Source organism: Arcobacter arenosus (assembly GCF_005771535.1).
In the GTDB taxonomy this organism is placed as follows: Bacteria; Campylobacterota; Campylobacteria; order Campylobacterales; family Arcobacteraceae; genus Halarcobacter; species Halarcobacter arenosus.
Genome location: NZ_VANU01000005.1, coordinates 325,845 through 344,949 on the forward strand (window position 1 = coordinate 325,845; position 19,105 = coordinate 344,949).

Genomic DNA, 19,105 nt, shown 5'->3' on the forward strand with positions numbered 1-19,105 from the left:
TTATTCAAGTACTTCAGCAACAACTCCAGCACCTACAGTTCTACCACCTTCTCTAATAGCGAACTTAGTTCCCTTTTCTAGAGCAATTGGAGCAACTAATGAAACTGTCATTTCTACGTTATCACCTGGCATAACCATTTCAGTACCTTCTGGTAACTCACAAGAACCAGTAACGTCTGTTGTTCTTACATAGAACTGTGGTCTATATCCTGAGAAGAATGGAGTGTGTCTACCACCTTCCTCTTTAGAAAGGATATAAACTTCCGCTCTAAATTTAGTGTGTGGAGTAATTGAACCTGGCTTAATAAGAACTTGTCCTCTTTGAACTTCTTCTTTTTTAATACCTCTTAAAAGGATACCAGCGTTATCACCAGCTTGACCTTCGTCCATCTCTTTTCTAAACATTTCGATACCAGTAACAGTAGTTTTCATAGTATCTTTGAAACCAACGATTTCAATCTCTTCGTTTAGTTTAATTGTTCCTTTTTCAATTCTACCAGTAACAACAGTACCTCTACCTTGGATAGTAAATACGTCTTCTACAGGCATTAAGAATGCTTGGTCAGCATCTCTTTCTGGAGTAGGAATATAAGCATCAACTTCATCCATAAGTTTATAGATTTTTTCAGACCATTCACCAGCTGTACCACCTTTAGCTTCTTCTAAAGCTTGGAAAGCAGAACCAGCAATAATTGGAGTATCATCACCTGGGAAATCATATTCAGAAAGTAATTCTCTTACTTCCATTTCAACTAACTCTAACATCTCTTCTTTATCTTCATCATCAAGTTGATCTTCTTTATTTAAGAATACAACGATGTATGGTACACCAACTTGTTTAGATAATAGAATGTGCTCTCTAGTTTGAGCCATTGGTCCATCAGTAGAAGCGATAACTAAGATAGCTCCATCCATTTGAGCAGCACCAGTAATCATGTTTTTAACATAATCGGCGTGACCTGGACAGTCTACGTGTGCGTAGTGTCTAGTTTCAGTTTCATACTCAACGTGAGAAGTAGCAATAGTAATCCCTCTTTCTCTTTCTTCTGGAGCGTTATCAATTTGATCATAGTCCATAGTAGCTTGACCATTTTTAAGTCCTAAAACCATAGTAATAGCAGCTGTTAAAGTAGTTTTACCGTGGTCAACGTGACCAATAGTACCAATATTTACGTGCGGTTTCGTTCGCTCGAATTTTTCTTTTGCCATAAAATTCCCCTTAAAAAATTTTGGTTAATAGCCCTCTGAGTAGATAAGCCCGATGGCTTCTCTATTCAGAGGGGATTTATTTTAATTTAATTTGTACAAAAAAGTACTTAACTTTTTTGTGGATGGTATTTTACTTAAAAAATACTAAAAAAAACTTTAATGGGAGATTATTTGTATAAAATAAGGAGTTATAAGTATGCGTTATAACTCAGCTCCCAGTAATCAATAAATCAAATGGAGCGGGAGACGAGACTCGAACTCGCGACAATCTGCTTGGAAGGCAGAGGCTCTAGCCAACTGAGCTACTCCCGCAACATTTAGTGGTGGTGAGAGAAGGATTTGAACCTTCGAAGCCATAGGCGGGAGATTTACAGTCTCCTGGATTTGACCACTCTCCAACCTCACCGTTGAAAAATTATTGTTCTGGTCAAGCGCTGGTCTTAAGACTTACGCACGACAATAAAAAAATGGAGCTGGTGAAGGGAGTCGAACCCCCGACCTGCTGATTACAAATCAGCTGCTCTAGCCAACTGAGCTACACCAGCGTCCAAGATTTAAAAAACTTTTTGCAAAACAAAAAGTGGTGGCGCGGGGCAGAATCGAACTGCCGACACAAGGATTTTCAGTCCTTTGCTCTACCGACTGAGCTACCGAGCCAAGTGATTTAAGTAAGCGTCCTACTTAAATTGGAGTGAAATTATATACAGAACATTATTAATTTAAGCTTAAATTGAAAACAAAATGTTTAAATTCTTTTCCCCTTTGTTTGTAAGAACTAAATTGATCTAATGATGCAGCTGCAGGAGATAGTATTGCAAGTGCCTTTTTATCGTGCTTTTTGTCAATTTCAGACACGGCATTTTTTAGTATTTTACATCTATTAAATTTTAAAGAAAATTTTTCACAAAAAGAATTTATTCGTTCAATATTACTTCCAATAGCAAATATTTCCACATCAAGATCTTTTAAATATTCAAACAAAGGTGATAAATTTGCACCTTTATCATCTCCACCTAATATTAAAAAAATCTTTTTTTCTCTATAAGATGATAGTGCTTTTATAGTTGCATCTACATTTGTAGCTTTAGAATCATCAATCCATAGCCTATTCTCTTTATCAAAAAACTCTTCTACTTTATGTTCATCAATTTCAAATGAATTGATTTTTTCATAGTCAAGTTCATCAAATATGATATTTTTTGCTGCCATTGATAATAATGCATCTAATAAAAAAGGTTCTTTAAATTTTATTTTCTCTTTTTCTATATTAAAATATTCACATAAATCATCACTATCTTTATATGTAATTTTCATCGCACTAGTTGGGTAATCTTTAAATTCTTCAGGAATTATTGCTATTTCCCCTTCAAGCATCATATCTAATGGTTTTAATTTTGCGTTTTTGTATTCTTCAAAACTTCCATGCCAAGATATATGGTCTTCAGAAATTGGTAATAATAAATATAAAGATGGTTTAGCTTTTTTTGTATAGTGAAAAGTAAAAGAAGATGTTTCTAAAATCCATATAGGGACATTTTTATCAAGCTTGGAGATAGGTGTTCCAATATTTCCTCCACAAAGACTTCCTTTATCTTCTAAAAGATGTTGACACATTTGTGTAGTTGTTGTTTTACCATTTGTACCACTTATCCAAATTGAAAAGGGCATCTCATCGGCAAATAAGTCATAATCACTTTGCACATTCTTAGAATTTTTTACCATGTCAGTATATGGAGGTATTCCAGGACTTACAACGGTTATTTCATCTGATTGTTTATTATATGTATCAAAGTCACTATCATCATATAGTACAACATCTTCAAACTCTTCTTTAATTGCTTGGGCAGTTAATCCTTTTCCTAAAACTCTTATCATATTATTACCGTATCTTTAAACTTAATAATGCAACTAAATTTGCCATAAAAGAAATTATCCAAAACCTTACAATGATTTTGTTTTCTTTCCAACCCTTCTCTTCAAAATGGTGATGTATAGGAGCCATTAAAAAGACCCTTTTTTTTCTAAGCTTATAAGAGCCAACTTGTAATATAACTGATACTGTTTCTATTACAAAAATTAAACCTATTAAAACCAATAATATTTCTGATTTTGCAACAATTGCCATAAATCCCATAAATGCTCCAATTGGTAAAGAACCACTATCTCCCATAAATACTTGTGCAGGATGACAGTTATACCAAAGAAATGCTATTAAAGAACCAATTAGGGCAATACCAACAATGGTTAATTCCCCAGATGTTTTTATATTTGGTAATAAAAGATAAGATGAAAAAATTGCATGTCCTGAAACATAAACAATTCCTGACAAGGTAACAAAAGCCATTATAGAAGGAACTGTAGCAAGTCCATCAAGACCATCGGTTAAGTTTACTGCATTTGATGCAGCTACCATTACTAATATCCAAAAGGTTATAGCAAAATAACCCATATCAAATAGTGGAAATTTATAAAATGGTGTATATAAAGTTGTTGTATGATTAAAATAAAACAATATAAACGAAACAGCAAAGGCAAATAAAACTTGATAAACTAACTTAGCCCTTGCACTTAAACCTGCACTATTTTTATTTTTTGCAATTTTTGAATAATCATCTCTAAAACCTATATAAGAAAAGAATAATAGGGTTAATATCCCGGCAATTGCATAAAAGTTATCCAATTTAATTGTTAATAAAGAAGAAATAATAGTTGATACTATAAAAATCACTCCACCCATAGTTGGTGTTCCCATTTTATCTTTGTGAGAATCAGGAGCATATTCATAAATTGGTTGTGAAGCTTTTTTTGACCTAGCCCATCTTACAAATTTTGGTAAAAGATACATTGTTAAAATAAAAGAGATAAAAAAAGCAATACCAGCTCTTACTGATATATATTGAAAGATATTTATATTAAATTGTTCATAAAGCCAATAAAACAAATTTTTTCCTCAAAATAATAGAATAATTAAGATTTAACAAACTTACTTATCTTAAGAATAAAGAATTTATTTTCAAGAAACATAGCAGTAAGTTTTCATAGAAACATAATCTGAAGCTTTCAGCAAATATATCTCTATGTTTTCACAGAAACATAATCTGAAGCTTTCAGCAAATATATCTCTATGTTTTGATATAATCGCGCAGATTATAGTACAATATATATTTTAAAAGGTTTAAACAATGAGCAAAAAAACATTACTTGTGATAACTGATGGTATAGGTTTTAACGAGTCTTCAAACCATAATGCTTTTAAAAATGCAAACACACCAACATATGATTATTTATTTGAAAATGTTCCATATTCTTTAATTCACACATATGGTGAACATGTGGGTTTACCAAATGGACAAATGGGAAATAGTGAAGTTGGACACATGACAATAGGAAGTGGTAGAGTACTTTATCAAGATTTGGTAAAAATTAATATAGCTATTAAAAATGATACTCTAAAAGATAATGAAGTTGTTAAATCAACAATAAAAAACTCTAATAATATTCATTTAATAGGACTTATTAGTGATGGTGGTGTTCATTCTCATATAGATCATATTATAGCTTTAGCAAAAATTTCAAAAGTAATGGGTAAAAAAGTTTTTGTTCATATTATAACTGATGGTAGAGATGTGGCACCTAATTGTGCTACTAAATATGTACAACAAATTATTGATATTTGTGATGAAGATATAAAAATCGCTACTATTTCTGGAAGATATTATTCTATGGATAGGGATAATAGATGGGACAGAGTGGAAAAAGGTTATAATGCAATTGCCTTTGCTACACCTAAAACAAACGATAACATTTTGGATTTAATTGAGAACTCTTATAAAGAGGAAATCTTTGATGAGTTTATAGTTCCAACTGCCTTTGAAGGATATGAAGGTTTAAGTGAAAATGATGGAGTTATTTTCTGTAATTTTAGAAGTGATAGAGCAAGGGAATTATCAACTGCAATTGCAAGTGTAGACTTTGAAGAGTTTAAAACTTTTAAAGGTGATTTAAATGTTGCAACAATGACACAATATGACAAGAATCTTCCTTTACCAATTATTTTTCCAAAAGAAACACCAAAAAATACCCTAGCTGAAGTGATCTCAAATGCAGGTTTATCACAACTTCATACTGCTGAAACAGAAAAATATGCTCATGTTACATTTTTCTTTAATGGAGGAGTTGAAGAACCAGTATTAAATGAGACAAGAGTTTTAATCCCAAGTCCAAAAGTTGCTACTTATGATGAAAAACCTGAAATGAGTGCTCCAGAAGTGGGAGTTGAAGTTCGAAAAGCAATGGATAATGAAACTGATTTTATTGTAGTAAACTTTGCAAATGGTGATATGGTAGGACACACTGGTGTTTATGAAGCTGGAATTAAAGCTGTTGAGGCTGTTGATAAAGAGTTAGGATTAATTATCCAAAAAGCAAAAGAGAAAAACTACAATTTAATTTTAACCAGTGACCATGGAAACTGTGAAATGATGAAAGATGAAAGTGGAAAAACTTTAACTAACCATACCGTTGGAGATGTATTTTGTTTTGTAATGGCAGAAAATGTTAATAAAGTAAATACAGGTAGCTTAAATAATATTGCACCAACTGTTTTAAAACTAATGGATTTAGATATTCCTGCAGAGATGGATGAGGCTTTAGTTTAATTTTATGATTAATGCTGTAGAGATAAAAAGACTAAAAATTACTACTAAAGAGCAAGAGTTAGTAAATATAGATTTTAAGATTGAAGACTCTACAGCTTTAATAGGGCAAAGTGGAAGTGGTAAATCTTTAACACTGAAAACAATATTAAATCTATTACCATCAAATTTAAACCTTGATTTTGATGTAGATTCCACCTTTGAATTAAATAGTTCTAATATTGGATTTATTCCTCAAAATCCATTCACATCTTTATCCCCAATGACAAAAATTAAAAATCAATTCTTTTGTGAAGAAGAAAAAAAGAAAGAACTTTTTAAAATTGTAGGATTAGAAGAAAAGTTTTTAGAAAGATTCCCCTCTCAATTAAGTGGTGGTCAATTACAAAGGGTAGTTATTGCAATTGCATTAAGTAATGACATAAAATTACTTTTATTGGATGAACCAACAACAGCCCTAGATGAGAAATCAAAACAAATAGTTTTAGACTTGATAAAAAAACTTCAAGATGAACTAAATATTTTAATACTTTTTGTTACACATGATATTAACTCTATAAGAGATATTTGTAAAAATATTGTTATTATAAAAGATGGAACAGTAATAGAAAAAGGTAAAACAAATGAAATATTATCTTTACCAAAAACTAACTATACAAAAACATTAATCAACTCAACTTTTGAAAACAAAGAATTTAGGAAATAAGTATGATGAAATATATATTCACCTTTTTATTATTAATTACAATTGGTGTAGCAGCATGGCTACTAAACTTATATAACGAGATTAGATTTGACATTAATCAAGTAGTTAACTATAACCCTAAAAAAACTACTCAAATTTTTGATAATAAAGGGAAACTTATTGCAAATATTTTTGATAAGGAGCATAGACTTTATGTTAAATATGAAGATATACCTGCAAGAGTTATTGAAGCCTTAGTTGCTATTGAAGATACACAATTTTTTGAACATGCAGGGGTAAATCCTGATGCTATCTCAAGAGCTATGATAAAAAATATAAAAGCTGGTGGATATGCTGAAGGAGCTAGTACTTTAACTCAACAATTAATTAAACAAGTTGTTTTAAGTAGAGAAAAAAAGTTAATTAGAAAAATAAAAGAAGCCCTTCTTGCTATTAGACTAGAAACCATTTTAACAAAAGAAGAGATTTTAGAGCGATATTTAAATCAAGTATATTTCGGACATAGTTATTATGGAATTAAAACAGCTTCACAAGGGTATTTTAGAAAAAATCTTTATGAACTAAATATCAAAGAGATTGCTATATTAGTTGGGCTTCCTAAAGCACCAAGTTTTTATGACCCAACAAGGAATTTAAAATTTGCCTTAACAAGAGCAAACCAAGTTGTTAAAAGAATGCATACTTTAGGATGGATTAATAAATCTGAATATGAATATGCTATTAATTATGTTCCAGAAGTTTTTGATGATACACTAACAAAAAATAAAGCACCTTATGTAGTTGATTATGCCTTAAAACTTTTAAAAGATGATATTCCTGATATTAAAACTGGTGGATATAAAGTAAATTTAACTATTGATTTAGATGCGCAAGAGATTGCAAGGGAAGCCTTAACACATGGTTATAATGGAATATTAGAAAGAGATCAAAAACTTCAAAAAAATCCTAGAAACAATGTTGATAAAAATAATCAAGCTGTTGAAGAGGGATATTTTGTTAACTCATTAAATGGTGCAATAATCTCTATAGAAAATGATACAGGAAAGATTTTAGCCTTAGTTGGTGGTGTTGATTATCAAGAATCATCTTTTAACAGGGTTATTCAAAGTAAAAGACAACCTGGATCTGCTGTAAAACCATTTTTATACCAAACAGCTTTAGATGTAGGATATTCTCCTGCTTCACAATTAGTTGATATTGGTAGAACATATGACTATAAAGATAATGAAGGTAATGAGAAAAAATGGCAACCTAAAAATTATGGTGGAAAATTCAAAGGTTTAATTACACTAAGAGAATCATTAGTTAAATCAAGAAACCTTGCAACAATTAACCTTGTAACTGATGTTGGTATCAATGAGATGTACAAAGGATTGGAGTCTTTTGGAATAACTGATATGCCTAGAGATTTATCAATAACATTAGGTTCTTTTTCAATTTCACCACTTTATTTAAGTATGGCATATAGTGTATTTTCAAATGATGGTGTTCAAGTTACACCATATATGATAAACTCAATTGTTGATTTTAAAGATAATATAATAAATTTCGAACCTCAAACAAAATTTGTAAAATCTCCGGAACAAATCTTTCTAATGAAATCAATTCTACAAGATGTTGTAAAAAGAGGAACAGGAAGAAGAGCAGGAGTTGAGGGTATAGAACTTGCAGGTAAAACGGGTACAACTAATGATAATATAGATGCATGGTTTTGTGGATTTTCACCTTCAATTCAAACTATAGTTTGGTATGGAAATGATGATAATACACCAATGAGAAAAAGTGAAGGTGGTGGAACAACTGCAGCTCCAGCTTTTTCTTACTTTTATAATAAATATTTAGAGGTTCATCCTGAAATAAAAAGAGAGTTTTCTAAACCTGAGGGTGTAAAAACTTCAATTATTAATGGTAAAGAAGAATACTATACAAAACAATCTCCACTTCCTGAAATTGAAACACCACAAGTTATAGAAAAAAATATCCAAGGTGAGGTTATAGAGTTTTAATAAATTCTAAAAAATTGGATATAAAAAAAGGCTAGTCTAAATAGACTAGCCTTTTTTATTTCTATTCTTAAATTATTAACAAGAATAAGTTGATTTAAATTCGAATGCAGTTGGTCTAGCTTCGTCTGGCCAAACTTGTGTTTCAAATTTATAGTGTTGATATGTATCAATCATATCTTTAGTAAATACTGGTTGTAGGAATTCATTATCTCTAATTAACGCTTCTAATGAACCTCTTAATGTATGAGGCATTTGAGGGATTTTTCTCTCTCTAATTTCATCTAATTCTAATTCAAATAAATCGTCATCCATTGGACCAACAGGCTCATATTTATTAACAATACCATCAAGACCAGCCATTAACATAGCAGCGAATGCTAAATAAGGACAAGCAGTTGAATCTGGGAATCTCATCTCAATTCTTGTTGCCATTTCACCTGCACCATAAGGAATTCTACAAGATGCAGATCTGTTTTGTGAAGAATAAGTTAAGATTGAAGGAGCTTCAAATCCTGGAATTAATCTTTTGTATGAGTTTGTTGAAGGATTTGTGAATGCTGCAACAGCTCTTGCATGTTTAAATACACCACCAATATAGTGTCTTGCAGTTTCACTTAAATTACCATATTCACCTTCAGAATAGAATGTATTTTTACCATCTTTCCAAACAGATTGGTGTACGTGCATTCCGTTTCCGTTATCTCCAAATAATGGTTTTGGCATAAATGTACAAGATTTACCATTTAAGTGAGCTACCATTTTACATACATATTTATATTTTTGTACGTTATCTGCTGCTTCAACAAGAGTTCCGAATTTAATTCCAATTTCACCTTGTGCTTGAGCAACTTCATGGTGTCCTAAAGTAACTTCTAATCCAACTTGCTCTAATACTTGCATCATTTCTGCTCTTAAGTCTACCATTGAGTCAGTTGGTTGAACTGGGAAATATCCACCTTTAGTTCTAGGTCTGTGACCCATGTTACCACCTTCATAATCAGTAGCATCTGACCAACAACCCTCTTCAGAATCTACTCTATAGTAAGATTCGTTAATATCATCAACAATTTTTACATCATCAAAAATAAAGAATTCATTTTCAGGTCCAAAATATGCAACGTCTCCTAATCCAGACTCAGAAAGATGAGTTAATGCTTTTTTAGCAATTGATCTTGGACATTTTTCATACATTTCACCTTTATAGATATCATAAACATCACAAAATACAATAACAGTAGAATCAGCAGTAAATGGATCTAAGAAAGCAGTTTCAACATCTGGCTTTAAAATCATATCTGATTTGTTAATTGGTTGCCAAGCATCAACAGAAGAACCATCAAATGGCATACCATTTTCTAACATTTTTTCATCAATAGCACTTAGCATATAAGTTAAGTGATGCCACATACCTTTCATATCTGTAAATCTAAGATCTACAAATTTAACTTCGTTTTCCTCACAATATTTGAAAAATTCTTCAGTATTGTTAACAAATTTACCCATGTTTTAAACTCCTATAAAATTATTAGGAATATTGTATCCAAATAAAAGAAAACTAAGATAAATTATCTGTATAAAAAATATACAATGAAATATTTTTTATAATATTTTTTTAACAAATTTGTCTAAAAATTAACTAACTGTATATCTCTATTTTTGAAGATTGCACATTGCTTATAACCTATTTTTTGTGCAAGTGTAGTTACCTCATCATATTTAAAACCAATTTGCTCCACACTATGTGCATCAGAAGAGAAAGTTATTGGTATATCAAGTTCAAATGCTAACTCTAATAAATTTTTTGAAGGATATTGTTCTTTAACTGGTTTTCTAAGGCCTGCGGCATTTATTTCAATAACCATATTTGATTTTTTTATTTCACTCATAGCATCTTTTGCTAGAACTTTTATATCTTTTGTAGGAAGGAAATTAAAAACTTTTATTAAATCTAAATGACCAACAATATCAAATTTACCAGATTTAGCAAGAAGTTTTAATGCATAAAAATATTCTTCCCAAATCTTATTAATATCTCTATTTTTGTATTCAGCAATAAACTCAGGGTTATCAAATCCCCATTTTCCAAGATAGTGAACAGAACCAATCAAATAGTCAACTTTTGAATTAATAACCTCATCTAAAAGATAATCACCCTCAATAAAGTCAACCTCATACCCAAGTAATATATCAATTTGATTTTCATACCTTTTTTTTATCTCTAAAATAGAAGATTCATAAAAATCTTTTTTTTCAATTACTAGTCTATAACCATCTTCAAAGTTTTTCATTGGTGCATGTTCTGAAAAACCATAAAAATCTATTCCTAATTCTATAGCTTTTTGAACATACTCTTCAATAGTCCCTTGAGCATGATTACAAAGTGTAGTATGATTGTGAAGGTCTGCTCTAAATTTTTTCATTAAATGCCTTTAGTTTAATAAGCCTGCGCCACTAATTGCTGTACTTCTATCTTTTGCATAAACTCTTTTTCCATCAATGATGTCATACTTCCATATGGGAGCTTTTGCTTTAAAATCTTCAACAAACTCATCAATCATCTCTAAAGCAACTCTTCTTTTTGGACTACAAACAGCAGCTATATATGAACTTTCATGGTTTAAAACATCCCCACGACTGTGAGCCATTAAAACTATTGCATTTTTTTCATTAGCTTTTTTTTGCCATGAATCAAACCAAGATTTTAATATTGGTTCATAAATATCAAAACTTAGACCATCAATTCCATTTTCATCTCTTACTACACCATTAAAAGTAATTATTGCACCGAAATTAGAATCTTTAAATTCATCAAACCATTGCGAATTTATCTTATTTACATCAAGTGGGCCATCACAAAGAATTAGCTTATCTTCCATTTCATCCACCACATACAGGAGGAAGTAAAGATACTTTATCTCCATCAGTTAGAGGAATATCTTTTGATGAAACCATGGTATCATTAACAGCTACCGCACAAGTTTCTAACCATGTTGAAACTTCACTATCACTTTTTAATATTTCACTTAACTCAGCTAAGTTTTTTATCTCTACTTTCATAGGTTCTTTATTAATTGGTCCTAAAAATTCTACAGTTACCAAATTAACCCCTTATTTACATATTTTGGAGTATTATATCAAATTTAATTTAATCTAAGGATGACACAAGTCAATGATATTTGCTAAAATAGATTTCATAAACCTTTTACCTTTTCATATATATATTAAGAAAAGGATTCAATCAAGCCAAGTAAAATCAATAATTCAGTATAAAAAATCTTACCCCTCATATATAAATAAAAAGTTTAAAACTAGAAAAGTTGATTCTGCATTTATCTCATCAATTGCGTCAAGGGGAGAAAGAAGATTAGACTTAGGAATTATTGCAAGAAAAGATGTTCAATCAGTAATAGTAGTACCGGGAAAGAAAAAAGATGATTACCAAAGTGAAACATCAAATGCCTTAGCAAAGATTTTAAAACTTGAGGGTGAAGTTTTAATTGGAGATAAAGCATTAAAATTTTTTCATGATAATCCAGATGTTGAAATAATAGACATGGCTAAGGCATGGCAAGACAAATATAATCTACCTTTTGTTTTTGCAACGCTTTGTTACTGTAGAAATAAAAAAATACTAGAAAAAATTATTCGTAACTTTAATAAAAAACATATTAAAATTCCGCAATATATTTTAGAGCATTATTCAAAACGTTCAGGTGTTTCAAAAAAACATATTCTAGAATACTTAAAAAGAATAGACTATGATATAGGTATAAAAGAGAAAAGAGCACTAAAGAAGTTTTTATATTTAGCTAAAAAAGAAGGAATTTAATGACATTTTTTGATTCAATTATATTAGGAATTATCGAAGGTATTACTGAATTTTTACCAATTTCATCAACTGGACATTTGATTGTAGCAAGTGAATTTCTAGGAATTGATCAAACCAATGTAAATAAAGCCTACGAAGTAATTATTCAATTTGCTGCTATATTAGCAGTAATATTAAATTACCCATCAAAATTTACTTTTAAACATATAGATCTTTGGACAAAAGTATTAATTGCCTTTTTACCAATTGCTGCCATTGGATTTCTTTTTTCAAAACAAGTAAAAGCTATGTTTTCCCTTGAAATAGTTGCTATTATGTTTATAGTTGGGGGAATAGTATTTTTAATAGTTGAAAAGTTTTATGATGAATCAAAACACACAACAAGTGATGTAGAAGATGTAAGCTACAAACAGTCTTTATATATTGGTCTTGCTCAAATTTTTGCATTAATACCTGGGACATCAAGAGCTGGCTCATCAATAATTGGAGCAATGTTGGTAGGTCTTAATAGAAAAGCAAGTGCTGAATTTAGTTTCTTACTTGCTTTCCCTGTAATGTGTGCAACAACAGGGTATGATTTATTAAAACATCATAATGAATTATTAACAGGTGCAAATTTTTTAAATCTTGCAATTGGATTCATAGTCTCTTTTATAGTTGCATTTTTAGCTATCAAAGTTTTCCTGAAATTTTTAGAAAACTTTACTTTTGTAGCCTTTGGAATATATAGAATAATATTTGGTATTCTTCTTTTAACTTTTGCTTAGTATATAATGAACAATTGACTCAACTCCATTACAATGGATTGAGTCTACTAACCTTTTACTAAGTTTGAAATTATCTTTTTTCAATACTTCCATTAAAAAATCTTCACTCAAATCATTTTCTCTACAAATATAACATAAGTCTTTTTCTTCTAAAAACTTTGCATTAGTATATTGATGATCTTTTGCTGCATATGGATAAGGTACAAATAAAGTTGGCAAAGAGTTTGCACATAATTCCCATAAGGTTGAAGCCCCTGCCCTACTTACTGCAAAATCTGCTTCATTCATTTTTTTTGAAAGTTCTTTTGTAAAAGCAAAAACATCTGCTTGAATTCCTAGTTTTTTATACTCCTCTTGAACTCTTTCAAAATCACTACTTCCTGTTTGATGAATTATCTTTATTCCCATACTATTAAGTTTTGATGCCGTTTTTAAAGCAAAATTATTAATTGCATGTGCACCCTGTGAACCACCTAAAAATATTATAGTTCTAAATTGGTCTCTAATTCTAGCATTATCAAAAAACTCACTTGAAACAGGATAATCTTTTACTACTGAATTAGGGTCAAAAGATGAAAAAACTTCGCTTGCAAACTTTGAAGTTATTTGATTTAATCTTCCCATTACTGAATTTTGTTCATGTATATAAAGTTTACATCCAAATGTAAAAATAGAAGCAAAAGTTGCAGGAGCTGCTGAAAAGCCACCAACTGAAATAACAGTTCCAACATCATATTTATCAAAAATATCGAAACATTTATTCATTGCTTTTAAAATAGCAAAGAGTGATTTTATTTTTCCAAAACCTTTTTTATTGACAACACCCTTTGTATCTAAAAAAAATGCTTTTTTTAATCTTTTATCATTTTCAAACCATTGTTTATCTTGTCCATTTACTGAACCAATAAAAATCGGTTTTATTCCTCTATTTGAATACTCTTCAATTAATGAGTCAGCAACTTTAAGATGCCCTCCAGTTCCACCACCTGTTATAACAACTCTCATTTATTTATCAACCTTTTCCTTCAAATTTACAGACTTACTTATTGATAATACAAGTCCAATTGCAATCGCCATAGAGAGCATTGATGAACCTCCATAACTTAAAAGTGGTACTGCTATACCCTTAATTGGAATCATTCCTGAAATACCATATGAATTTATTAAAAATGCAATTATTATCATTAAAGCAATTCCAATTGTAAATAGATGATAAATCTTATTATCAACTCTTCTACTTATTTTAAAAATCCTTAATACAATTAAAAACATAATTGAAACAATAACGGATAAACCTAATAAACCAACCTCTTCAGTGATCCCAGCTAATACAAAGTCAGTATGTACTTCACTTAAAAACCCAAGTTTTAAATCTCCCAATCCTAAACCTTGTCCAAAAATCCCACCGTTGTGTATTGCATTTAAGGAATGGGAAACTTGATAGGGTTCAGGTAATTCATCAATTCTTAAATAATTACCTGCCCAATCTGGTAAAATAGATAGAATCTTATCTTGAACCATTGCCCACCAAGAATAGATTCTTTGTATCCTATGGGGTGCGGCTACAATTAAACCAATAAATCCAACAACACCAACAACACCTAAAGAAACAAAAACTTTATAACTTCTATTTGCAAAAATTAATAATATAAATAAAATTCCACCCAATAAGGCAACTTGTCCAAAATCTTTTTGTAAAAAAGCAACTATAAATACTACTAATAAAAAAGTAAGAAAATAAGGTGCAAGTAAACGCATCTCTTGTTTTAAACCTATACGTCTTGGAACCTCAATTAATCTTCTATGAAAAGACCAAGATAAAAAATATATAAAACCTATTTTAAAAAACTCAACAGGGGAAAGAGAAAATCCAGGTAATCTAATCCATCTATTTGCACCACCTGAAGCAGTTACTAATGAACTAGGTAGAACTGGCATTATTGACATAAGAATAAAAAATAAAATAAATAATCCCATACCCACTTTATTTACAATTTTATCTGGATTAATTAAAGAAAATCCCCACATTATAAAAATAGATAAGGTACCAACAAAAAATTGTCTTATAAAAAAATGAAATTGATTATATCCATAATATTCTACAGTATAAACTGTAAGAGAATAGGAAAATATTATACTAGTAATTATAAGTGATGATACAAGCAAAAAAAGTACATAATCTGCTTCGTGTAACTTCACTTTATTAATCTTATTTTTAATTTGATTTTTGTTAGAATGCATTTGCTATTATATTACATTATGGATAAATATGTCTTCAAAATTCATCGAAAAAGATAACAAAATCAAAAAAATTATGATTCTATTTTTTTTCATACTTTTTTTACTAATTATATTGCTAATTTCAATTTTTGATACAATGAAAAGCTTCAGGCAATTGCCCTCTTTAGAAACTTCCAAAAAAGAGTTATCTGTAAGAGGTGATATTATAAGTAAAGATAATTTTAAAATCACCACATCAAAAAAAATCTATAAAGCATCTATAGATACTAGGCACCTTGACATAAATAAAAAAGAATTATTTATCAAGTTATTTTCTATATACAGTAATATTCCATATACAAAATTGGAAAAAAAAGTAAATGAATCACTAAAAGATCCAGGTAATCTTGTATTATCTTATAATATAGATTCAAAAACTGCAAAAAACTTAAAAGAGTTGGGATTTAAACTTAGAAGACTTGGGGTATTTATCTCAAGAAAAGTACAAGGTGGAAAAATTTTAAGGGGTTTGAGTGTAATTGAAAGTGGCGAAAAAAGATTATACTCTTATGAAGATACTTTAACTCCTGTTGTTGGATATATTACAAAATTCGAATCTAAAAATGGTAAAACAAAAGTAAAAGGAATTAAAGGTTTAGAAAAAAAATATGATGATTTATTAAATAATTCAAAAGATGGAATATTAAGCGGAAATAGAGATGTTTTATCATATATATCTTTTAATAAAAACTCAACCATCAAACAAAGAGTTGATGGCGCAAATCTTGTATTAAATATCCCTTTAAAACTTCAAAAAAACAATGAAATGATTCTAGACATATATAAAGAAAAACTAAAAGCTCAAGAGATTATAGTTTCAATTATGGATAGTAAAACAGGAGAGATAATCTCCTTAGCATCATCAAATAGATTTAATCCAGAAAGAATATATCAAAAAGATATTCCATCCCTTAATGTAAATGCAATAGAATACCAATATGAACCAGGATCAGTAATAAAACCTATTTCTATTGCACTTGTTCTAGATAAAGGAAGAATCAAAAAAAATGAACTTCTTTTTGCATATAATACAAAAGGAAAAGCAAATAAAGACGGTGAATTTCCAAGAGGTCAATATAAATTAGGAAGATTTACAATTAAAGATGACCACCAATTTAAAAAGCACTATTTAACACTTGATGATATTGTAATTTTTTCTTCAAATATTGGAACATTACAATATGCTCAAAGATTATCAGGTCGTGAATTTTATGAGGGTATGAAAAAATTTGGATTTACTAAAAAAACTGGGATAGATTTGCCATATGAAAAAACAGGAGTTATTCCAAAAGTTTGGCAGTTTGCTGCTAATGATAAAAAAAATGAAGACAATGTATTTAAAGCAACTGTTTCGTATGGTCAAGGGATGACTGCAACTTTTATGCAAATATTAAAAGCATATTCAGCTTTTAATAACGATGGAGTAATGGTAACTCCAAAGATTGTTTCCTATGTTGAAGTTGAAGGGGATAAATATATTGATAAAACAATTAAAAATGAACAAATAATATCTAAAAAAACTGCTGATGAAATAAAAAGACTATTAATAAAAACTGTAAATGAAGGTACTGGTAAAGCTGCAAAAATAGAGGGCTTAGAAATTGGTGGGAAAACAGGAACTGCACAAATAGCTAGACGTGGAAAATATTTAAAAGAATATATTTCATCATTTTTTGGTTTTGTAAATGATGGTGAGAACTCATATACAATTGGTGTTACAGTAATGGATCCAATATCAACAGGTAAATATTGGTATTACCATTATGCTTCTTGGTCTGCTGTACCTGTATTCAAAGAAGTGATTGATAATCTAGTTAAATTAAATTATCTAACACCAAAAAATGATATAATCTCAAATTAAAAATAAAAGGAAAAAAATGTTCGGATTCGGTAGAAAAGAATTAAAAGAGTATGACTATTCAAAGGAAGAATTAGCAAAATTTAATTATGCAAAAATTACAACAGAAAAGGGTGTTATTTTTATAAAACTATTTAATGAAGAAACTCCTAATACTGTAGCAAACTTTGCAACATTAGCTAATGATGGTTTTTATAATAACTTAAACTTCCATAGAGTTATTCCAGGATTTATGGCACAAGGTGGATGTCCAGAAGGTTCTGGAATGGGTGGACCAGATTGGGCAATTGCTTGTGAAACAGATGCACCAAAACAAGTTCATAATAAAGGTTCTTTATCTATGGCTCATGCAGGTCCAAATACTGGTGGTAGTCAATTTTTTATTTGTTTTGAGTCACAACCACATTTAGATAGACAACATACTGTTTTTGGTGAAATTGAAGCTGATGATGCTGAAAGCTTTGAAGTTTTAGATAGTATAAGACAAAATGATAAAATAGAATCTATTGAAATTTTAGAGAAGAGATAATATAACTTTTAAGGCAAGTAATAAACTTGTCTTAAACAGTAAACTTAATTAATTCAAAATTTATATTGAACACCAATAATATGACCTTCTAACATGATATAAAACTTGTTTTCATCTTTTTTATCAGCTACTAGCGTAACTCCAAAAGAATGATGTTTATCTATCATATGATTAAAATCCATTTTTTGTACCTCCTTATAAATATATAAAAATATTATATACTATTTTTATTACAAAAAGATTACCAAGTAGGATATTTTTTAAACAATTATAAAGAAAAGTATTAAATAGATATTTTATAACTTTTTCTATGATACAATTTATAAAAAATTAATAAGTATGATAATGACTGTTCTAAAAAATGATATTGAAATAGCTTTAAATGATGAGACTATAAAAATACAAATTGATGAAAACGATTGTATAAAAATAAATGAGTATGTAAGATTCTTTGAAACTAAGCTAGAGTTAGGTTCATTAATTTTAATAGATGAAAATAGACAAATTAAAATAGAAAATATAACTAACGTTATAAACATTTCTGATGCAACTGTTGTATTTAATGACTTTATAGTCGATTCTATGGATCAATTATTTGAATTGGTTAAACACTCATTAGATAGTAGTTTTAGTATTGATTTTAATGATTTAATCAATGATAATGATGATGAGTTTACCCTAAACCTATTTGAAAATGCAGAAGAGATTAATGATGAACAAAAAACTGATAAAATTGAAGTAGAATTAGAAAAAGATAACACTAATTTACTAATTGTAATTTATACAAATTCAATAGATTCAATATTAAATTTTCCGTTAAATTATGCAAAAGAATCTATATTAAATAATAGTTGGGACACAGTTAATATACTATTTTGGAATAATGCAGTTAATTGTATTCTTGAATCAGAAGAGCTTAAAATAAAAATAGAAGAACTAAAAAAATACCAAATTAAATTCAATTATAAACTTAATCAACAAGATGTACAGATAAATTCGTATCTAAAAGGTTTAGATATAACTCATTTAATAGGTGAAGAATTGCTAAGTTCAGCATTGAAATCAAATAAATGGACAGTGCTAAGCGTATAAAATAAAATATAAAAAAGTAGATTATAGAAAGAATAAATATAATCCAGAAAAAAAAAGGCTAAAAAAAAAGCTTCACCCAGATCAACTTTAATAGAAGTTAACTAGAATGAAGCTTTGAAAAAGTAATACTCAAGAGCTGGCAGCGGCCTACGTTTCCACAAGGGGACCCTGCAG

At 29.4% G+C, this 19,105-nt stretch carries 18 protein-coding genes and 4 tRNA genes; 8 read left to right on the forward strand and 14 right to left on the reverse strand.

The window, feature by feature from the left end; all coding sequences use genetic code 11:
* The 7 genes from tuf to mraY all read right to left on the reverse strand — a co-directional run bounded on the left by tuf (position 1) and on the right by mraY (position 4,150).
* Positions 1-1,209 carry an elongation factor Tu gene (gene tuf, locus FDK22_RS12715; protein ID WP_138153352.1) on the reverse strand — a complete coding sequence of 403 codons (1,209 nt, stop codon included), beginning with the start codon at positions 1,207-1,209 and terminating at the stop codon, positions 1-3.
* A 235-nt stretch (positions 1,210-1,444) separates the two neighbouring features.
* Positions 1,445-1,521, reverse strand: a tRNA-Gly gene (locus tag FDK22_RS12720).
* A gap of 9 nt (positions 1,522-1,530) precedes the next feature.
* Positions 1,531-1,615 (reverse strand) — tRNA-Tyr (locus FDK22_RS12725).
* 62 nt (positions 1,616-1,677) lie between these two features.
* Positions 1,678-1,754, reverse strand: a tRNA-Thr gene (locus FDK22_RS12730).
* A 36-nt stretch (positions 1,755-1,790) separates the two neighbouring features.
* Positions 1,791-1,866: transfer RNA gene (locus FDK22_RS12735), tRNA-Phe, on the reverse strand.
* A gap of 57 nt (positions 1,867-1,923) precedes the next feature.
* Positions 1,924-3,084, reverse strand: coding sequence for a UDP-N-acetylmuramoyl-L-alanine--D-glutamate ligase (gene murD, locus FDK22_RS12740; protein ID WP_138153353.1), 1,161 nt, complete (start codon positions 3,082-3,084; stop codon positions 1,924-1,926).
* Positions 3,085-3,088: 4 nt separating this feature from the next.
* A complete protein-coding gene (gene mraY / locus FDK22_RS12745; protein ID WP_138153354.1) occupies positions 3,089-4,150 on the reverse strand; it encodes a phospho-N-acetylmuramoyl-pentapeptide-transferase in 1,062 nt (353 codons plus the stop codon).
* A gap of 241 nt (positions 4,151-4,391) precedes the next feature.
* Between mraY and gpmI the strand changes: the two genes are divergently transcribed.
* The 3 genes from gpmI to FDK22_RS12760 are packed head-to-tail and all read left to right on the forward strand — an operon-like array spanning position 4,392 to position 8,576.
* On the forward strand, positions 4,392-5,867 hold the full coding sequence (gene gpmI, locus FDK22_RS12750) for a 2,3-bisphosphoglycerate-independent phosphoglycerate mutase (protein WP_138153355.1): 1,476 nt from the start codon (positions 4,392-4,394) through the stop codon (positions 5,865-5,867).
* 4 nt (positions 5,868-5,871) lie between these two features.
* Positions 5,872-6,570: an ATP-binding cassette domain-containing protein gene (locus FDK22_RS12755; RefSeq protein WP_138153356.1), complete on the forward strand. Its 699-nt coding sequence runs from the start codon at positions 5,872-5,874 to the stop codon at positions 6,568-6,570.
* A 5-nt stretch (positions 6,571-6,575) separates the two neighbouring features.
* Positions 6,576-8,576 carry a penicillin-binding protein 1A gene (locus FDK22_RS12760; RefSeq protein ID WP_171012992.1) on the forward strand — a complete coding sequence of 667 codons (2,001 nt, stop codon included), beginning with the start codon at positions 6,576-6,578 and terminating at the stop codon, positions 8,574-8,576.
* Positions 8,577-8,651: 75 nt separating this feature from the next.
* On the opposite strand, the gene glnA is transcribed toward FDK22_RS12760, so the two are convergent.
* The 4 genes from glnA to FDK22_RS12780 form a co-directional block, all read right to left on the reverse strand.
* A complete protein-coding gene (gene glnA, locus FDK22_RS12765; protein WP_138153358.1) occupies positions 8,652-10,079 on the reverse strand; it encodes a type I glutamate--ammonia ligase in 1,428 nt (475 codons plus the stop codon).
* A 122-nt stretch (positions 10,080-10,201) separates the two neighbouring features.
* A complete protein-coding gene (locus tag FDK22_RS12770) occupies positions 10,202-10,996 on the reverse strand; it encodes a histidinol-phosphatase (protein WP_138153359.1) in 795 nt (264 codons plus the stop codon).
* Between the two features lie 9 nt (positions 10,997-11,005).
* A complete protein-coding gene (locus tag FDK22_RS12775) occupies positions 11,006-11,452 on the reverse strand; it encodes a molybdopterin synthase catalytic subunit (RefSeq protein ID WP_138153360.1) in 447 nt (148 codons plus the stop codon).
* A 1-nt stretch (position 11,453) separates the two neighbouring features.
* Positions 11,454-11,675 (reverse strand): MoaD/ThiS family protein, encoded by a 222-nt coding sequence (locus FDK22_RS12780; protein ID WP_138153361.1) that lies wholly within the window; start codon positions 11,673-11,675, stop codon positions 11,454-11,456.
* A 70-nt stretch (positions 11,676-11,745) separates the two neighbouring features.
* Here FDK22_RS12780 and FDK22_RS12785 point away from each other — a divergent pair, with 70 nt between their 5' ends.
* Together FDK22_RS12785 and FDK22_RS12790 are read left to right on the forward strand one after the other, a co-directional pair.
* A complete protein-coding gene (locus FDK22_RS12785; RefSeq protein WP_138153362.1) occupies positions 11,746-12,405 on the forward strand; it encodes an MqnA/MqnD/SBP family protein in 660 nt (219 codons plus the stop codon).
* Positions 12,405-13,172 (forward strand): undecaprenyl-diphosphate phosphatase, encoded by a 768-nt coding sequence (locus tag FDK22_RS12790; RefSeq protein WP_138153363.1) that lies wholly within the window; start codon positions 12,405-12,407, stop codon positions 13,170-13,172. Before FDK22_RS12785 ends, FDK22_RS12790 begins: the two co-directional genes overlap by 1 nt.
* Here FDK22_RS12790 and FDK22_RS12795 read toward each other — a convergent pair.
* Together FDK22_RS12795 and FDK22_RS12800 are read right to left on the reverse strand one after the other, a co-directional pair.
* On the reverse strand, positions 13,158-14,177 hold the full coding sequence (locus FDK22_RS12795) for a UDP-N-acetylglucosamine--N-acetylmuramyl-(pentapeptide) pyrophosphoryl-undecaprenol N-acetylglucosamine transferase (protein ID WP_138153364.1): 1,020 nt from the start codon (positions 14,175-14,177) through the stop codon (positions 13,158-13,160). The two genes, FDK22_RS12790 and FDK22_RS12795, sit on opposite strands and share 15 nt — an antisense overlap.
* Entirely contained in the window at positions 14,178-15,413 is a 1,236-nt protein-coding gene (locus FDK22_RS12800; protein ID WP_138153365.1) for an FtsW/RodA/SpoVE family cell cycle protein, read from the reverse strand.
* Positions 15,414-15,441: 28 nt separating this feature from the next.
* Here FDK22_RS12800 and FDK22_RS12805 point away from each other — a divergent pair, with 28 nt between their 5' ends.
* Together FDK22_RS12805 and FDK22_RS12810 are read left to right on the forward strand one after the other, a co-directional pair.
* On the forward strand, positions 15,442-17,313 hold the full coding sequence (locus FDK22_RS12805; RefSeq protein WP_138153366.1) for a peptidoglycan D,D-transpeptidase FtsI family protein: 1,872 nt from the start codon (positions 15,442-15,444) through the stop codon (positions 17,311-17,313).
* A gap of 16 nt (positions 17,314-17,329) precedes the next feature.
* Positions 17,330-17,839 (forward strand): peptidylprolyl isomerase, encoded by a 510-nt coding sequence (locus FDK22_RS12810; protein WP_138153367.1) that lies wholly within the window; start codon positions 17,330-17,332, stop codon positions 17,837-17,839.
* 53 nt (positions 17,840-17,892) lie between these two features.
* Here the strand turns inward: FDK22_RS12810 and FDK22_RS15920 are convergent, their stop codons facing one another.
* Entirely contained in the window at positions 17,893-18,021 is a 129-nt protein-coding gene (locus FDK22_RS15920; RefSeq protein WP_276309187.1) for a hypothetical protein, read from the reverse strand.
* A 163-nt stretch (positions 18,022-18,184) separates the two neighbouring features.
* Here FDK22_RS15920 and FDK22_RS12815 point away from each other — a divergent pair, with 163 nt between their 5' ends.
* Positions 18,185-18,931 carry a hypothetical protein gene (locus tag FDK22_RS12815; protein WP_138153368.1) on the forward strand — a complete coding sequence of 249 codons (747 nt, stop codon included), beginning with the start codon at positions 18,185-18,187 and terminating at the stop codon, positions 18,929-18,931.
* The last annotated feature ends 174 nt before the right edge of the window (positions 18,932-19,105 follow it).

What these genes read in the sequence shown, in the direction of transcription:
- tuf (WP_138153352.1), bottom strand. Translation starts at nt 1,209, where the DNA reads ATGGCAAAAGAAAAATTCGAGCGAACGAAACCGCACGTAAATATTGGT.
- murD (WP_138153353.1), bottom strand. Translation starts at nt 3,084, where the DNA reads ATGATAAGAGTTTTAGGAAAAGGATTAACTGCCCAAGCAATTAAAGAA.
- gpmI (WP_138153355.1), top strand. Translation starts at nt 4,392, where the DNA reads ATGAGCAAAAAAACATTACTTGTGATAACTGATGGTATAGGTTTTAAC.
- FDK22_RS12755 (WP_138153356.1), top strand. Translation starts at nt 5,872, where the DNA reads ATGATTAATGCTGTAGAGATAAAAAGACTAAAAATTACTACTAAAGAG.
- FDK22_RS12760 (WP_171012992.1), top strand. Translation starts at nt 6,576, where the DNA reads ATGAAATATATATTCACCTTTTTATTATTAATTACAATTGGTGTAGCA.
- glnA (WP_138153358.1), bottom strand. Translation starts at nt 10,079, where the DNA reads ATGGGTAAATTTGTTAACAATACTGAAGAATTTTTCAAATATTGTGAG.
- FDK22_RS12770 (WP_138153359.1), bottom strand. Translation starts at nt 10,996, where the DNA reads ATGAAAAAATTTAGAGCAGACCTTCACAATCATACTACACTTTGTAAT.
- FDK22_RS12775 (WP_138153360.1), bottom strand. Translation starts at nt 11,452, where the DNA reads ATGGAAGATAAGCTAATTCTTTGTGATGGCCCACTTGATGTAAATAAG.
- FDK22_RS12785 (WP_138153362.1), top strand. Translation starts at nt 11,746, where the DNA reads ATGATATTTGCTAAAATAGATTTCATAAACCTTTTACCTTTTCATATA.
- FDK22_RS12790 (WP_138153363.1), top strand. Translation starts at nt 12,405, where the DNA reads ATGACATTTTTTGATTCAATTATATTAGGAATTATCGAAGGTATTACT.
- FDK22_RS12795 (WP_138153364.1), bottom strand. Translation starts at nt 14,177, where the DNA reads ATGAGAGTTGTTATAACAGGTGGTGGAACTGGAGGGCATCTTAAAGTT.
- FDK22_RS12800 (WP_138153365.1), bottom strand. Translation starts at nt 15,413, where the DNA reads ATGCATTCTAACAAAAATCAAATTAAAAATAAGATTAATAAAGTGAAG.
- FDK22_RS12805 (WP_138153366.1), top strand. Translation starts at nt 15,442, where the DNA reads ATGTCTTCAAAATTCATCGAAAAAGATAACAAAATCAAAAAAATTATG.
- FDK22_RS12810 (WP_138153367.1), top strand. Translation starts at nt 17,330, where the DNA reads ATGTTCGGATTCGGTAGAAAAGAATTAAAAGAGTATGACTATTCAAAG.
- FDK22_RS15920 (WP_276309187.1), bottom strand. Translation starts at nt 18,021, where the DNA reads ATGGATTTTAATCATATGATAGATAAACATCATTCTTTTGGAGTTACG.
- FDK22_RS12815 (WP_138153368.1), top strand. Translation starts at nt 18,185, where the DNA reads ATGACTGTTCTAAAAAATGATATTGAAATAGCTTTAAATGATGAGACT.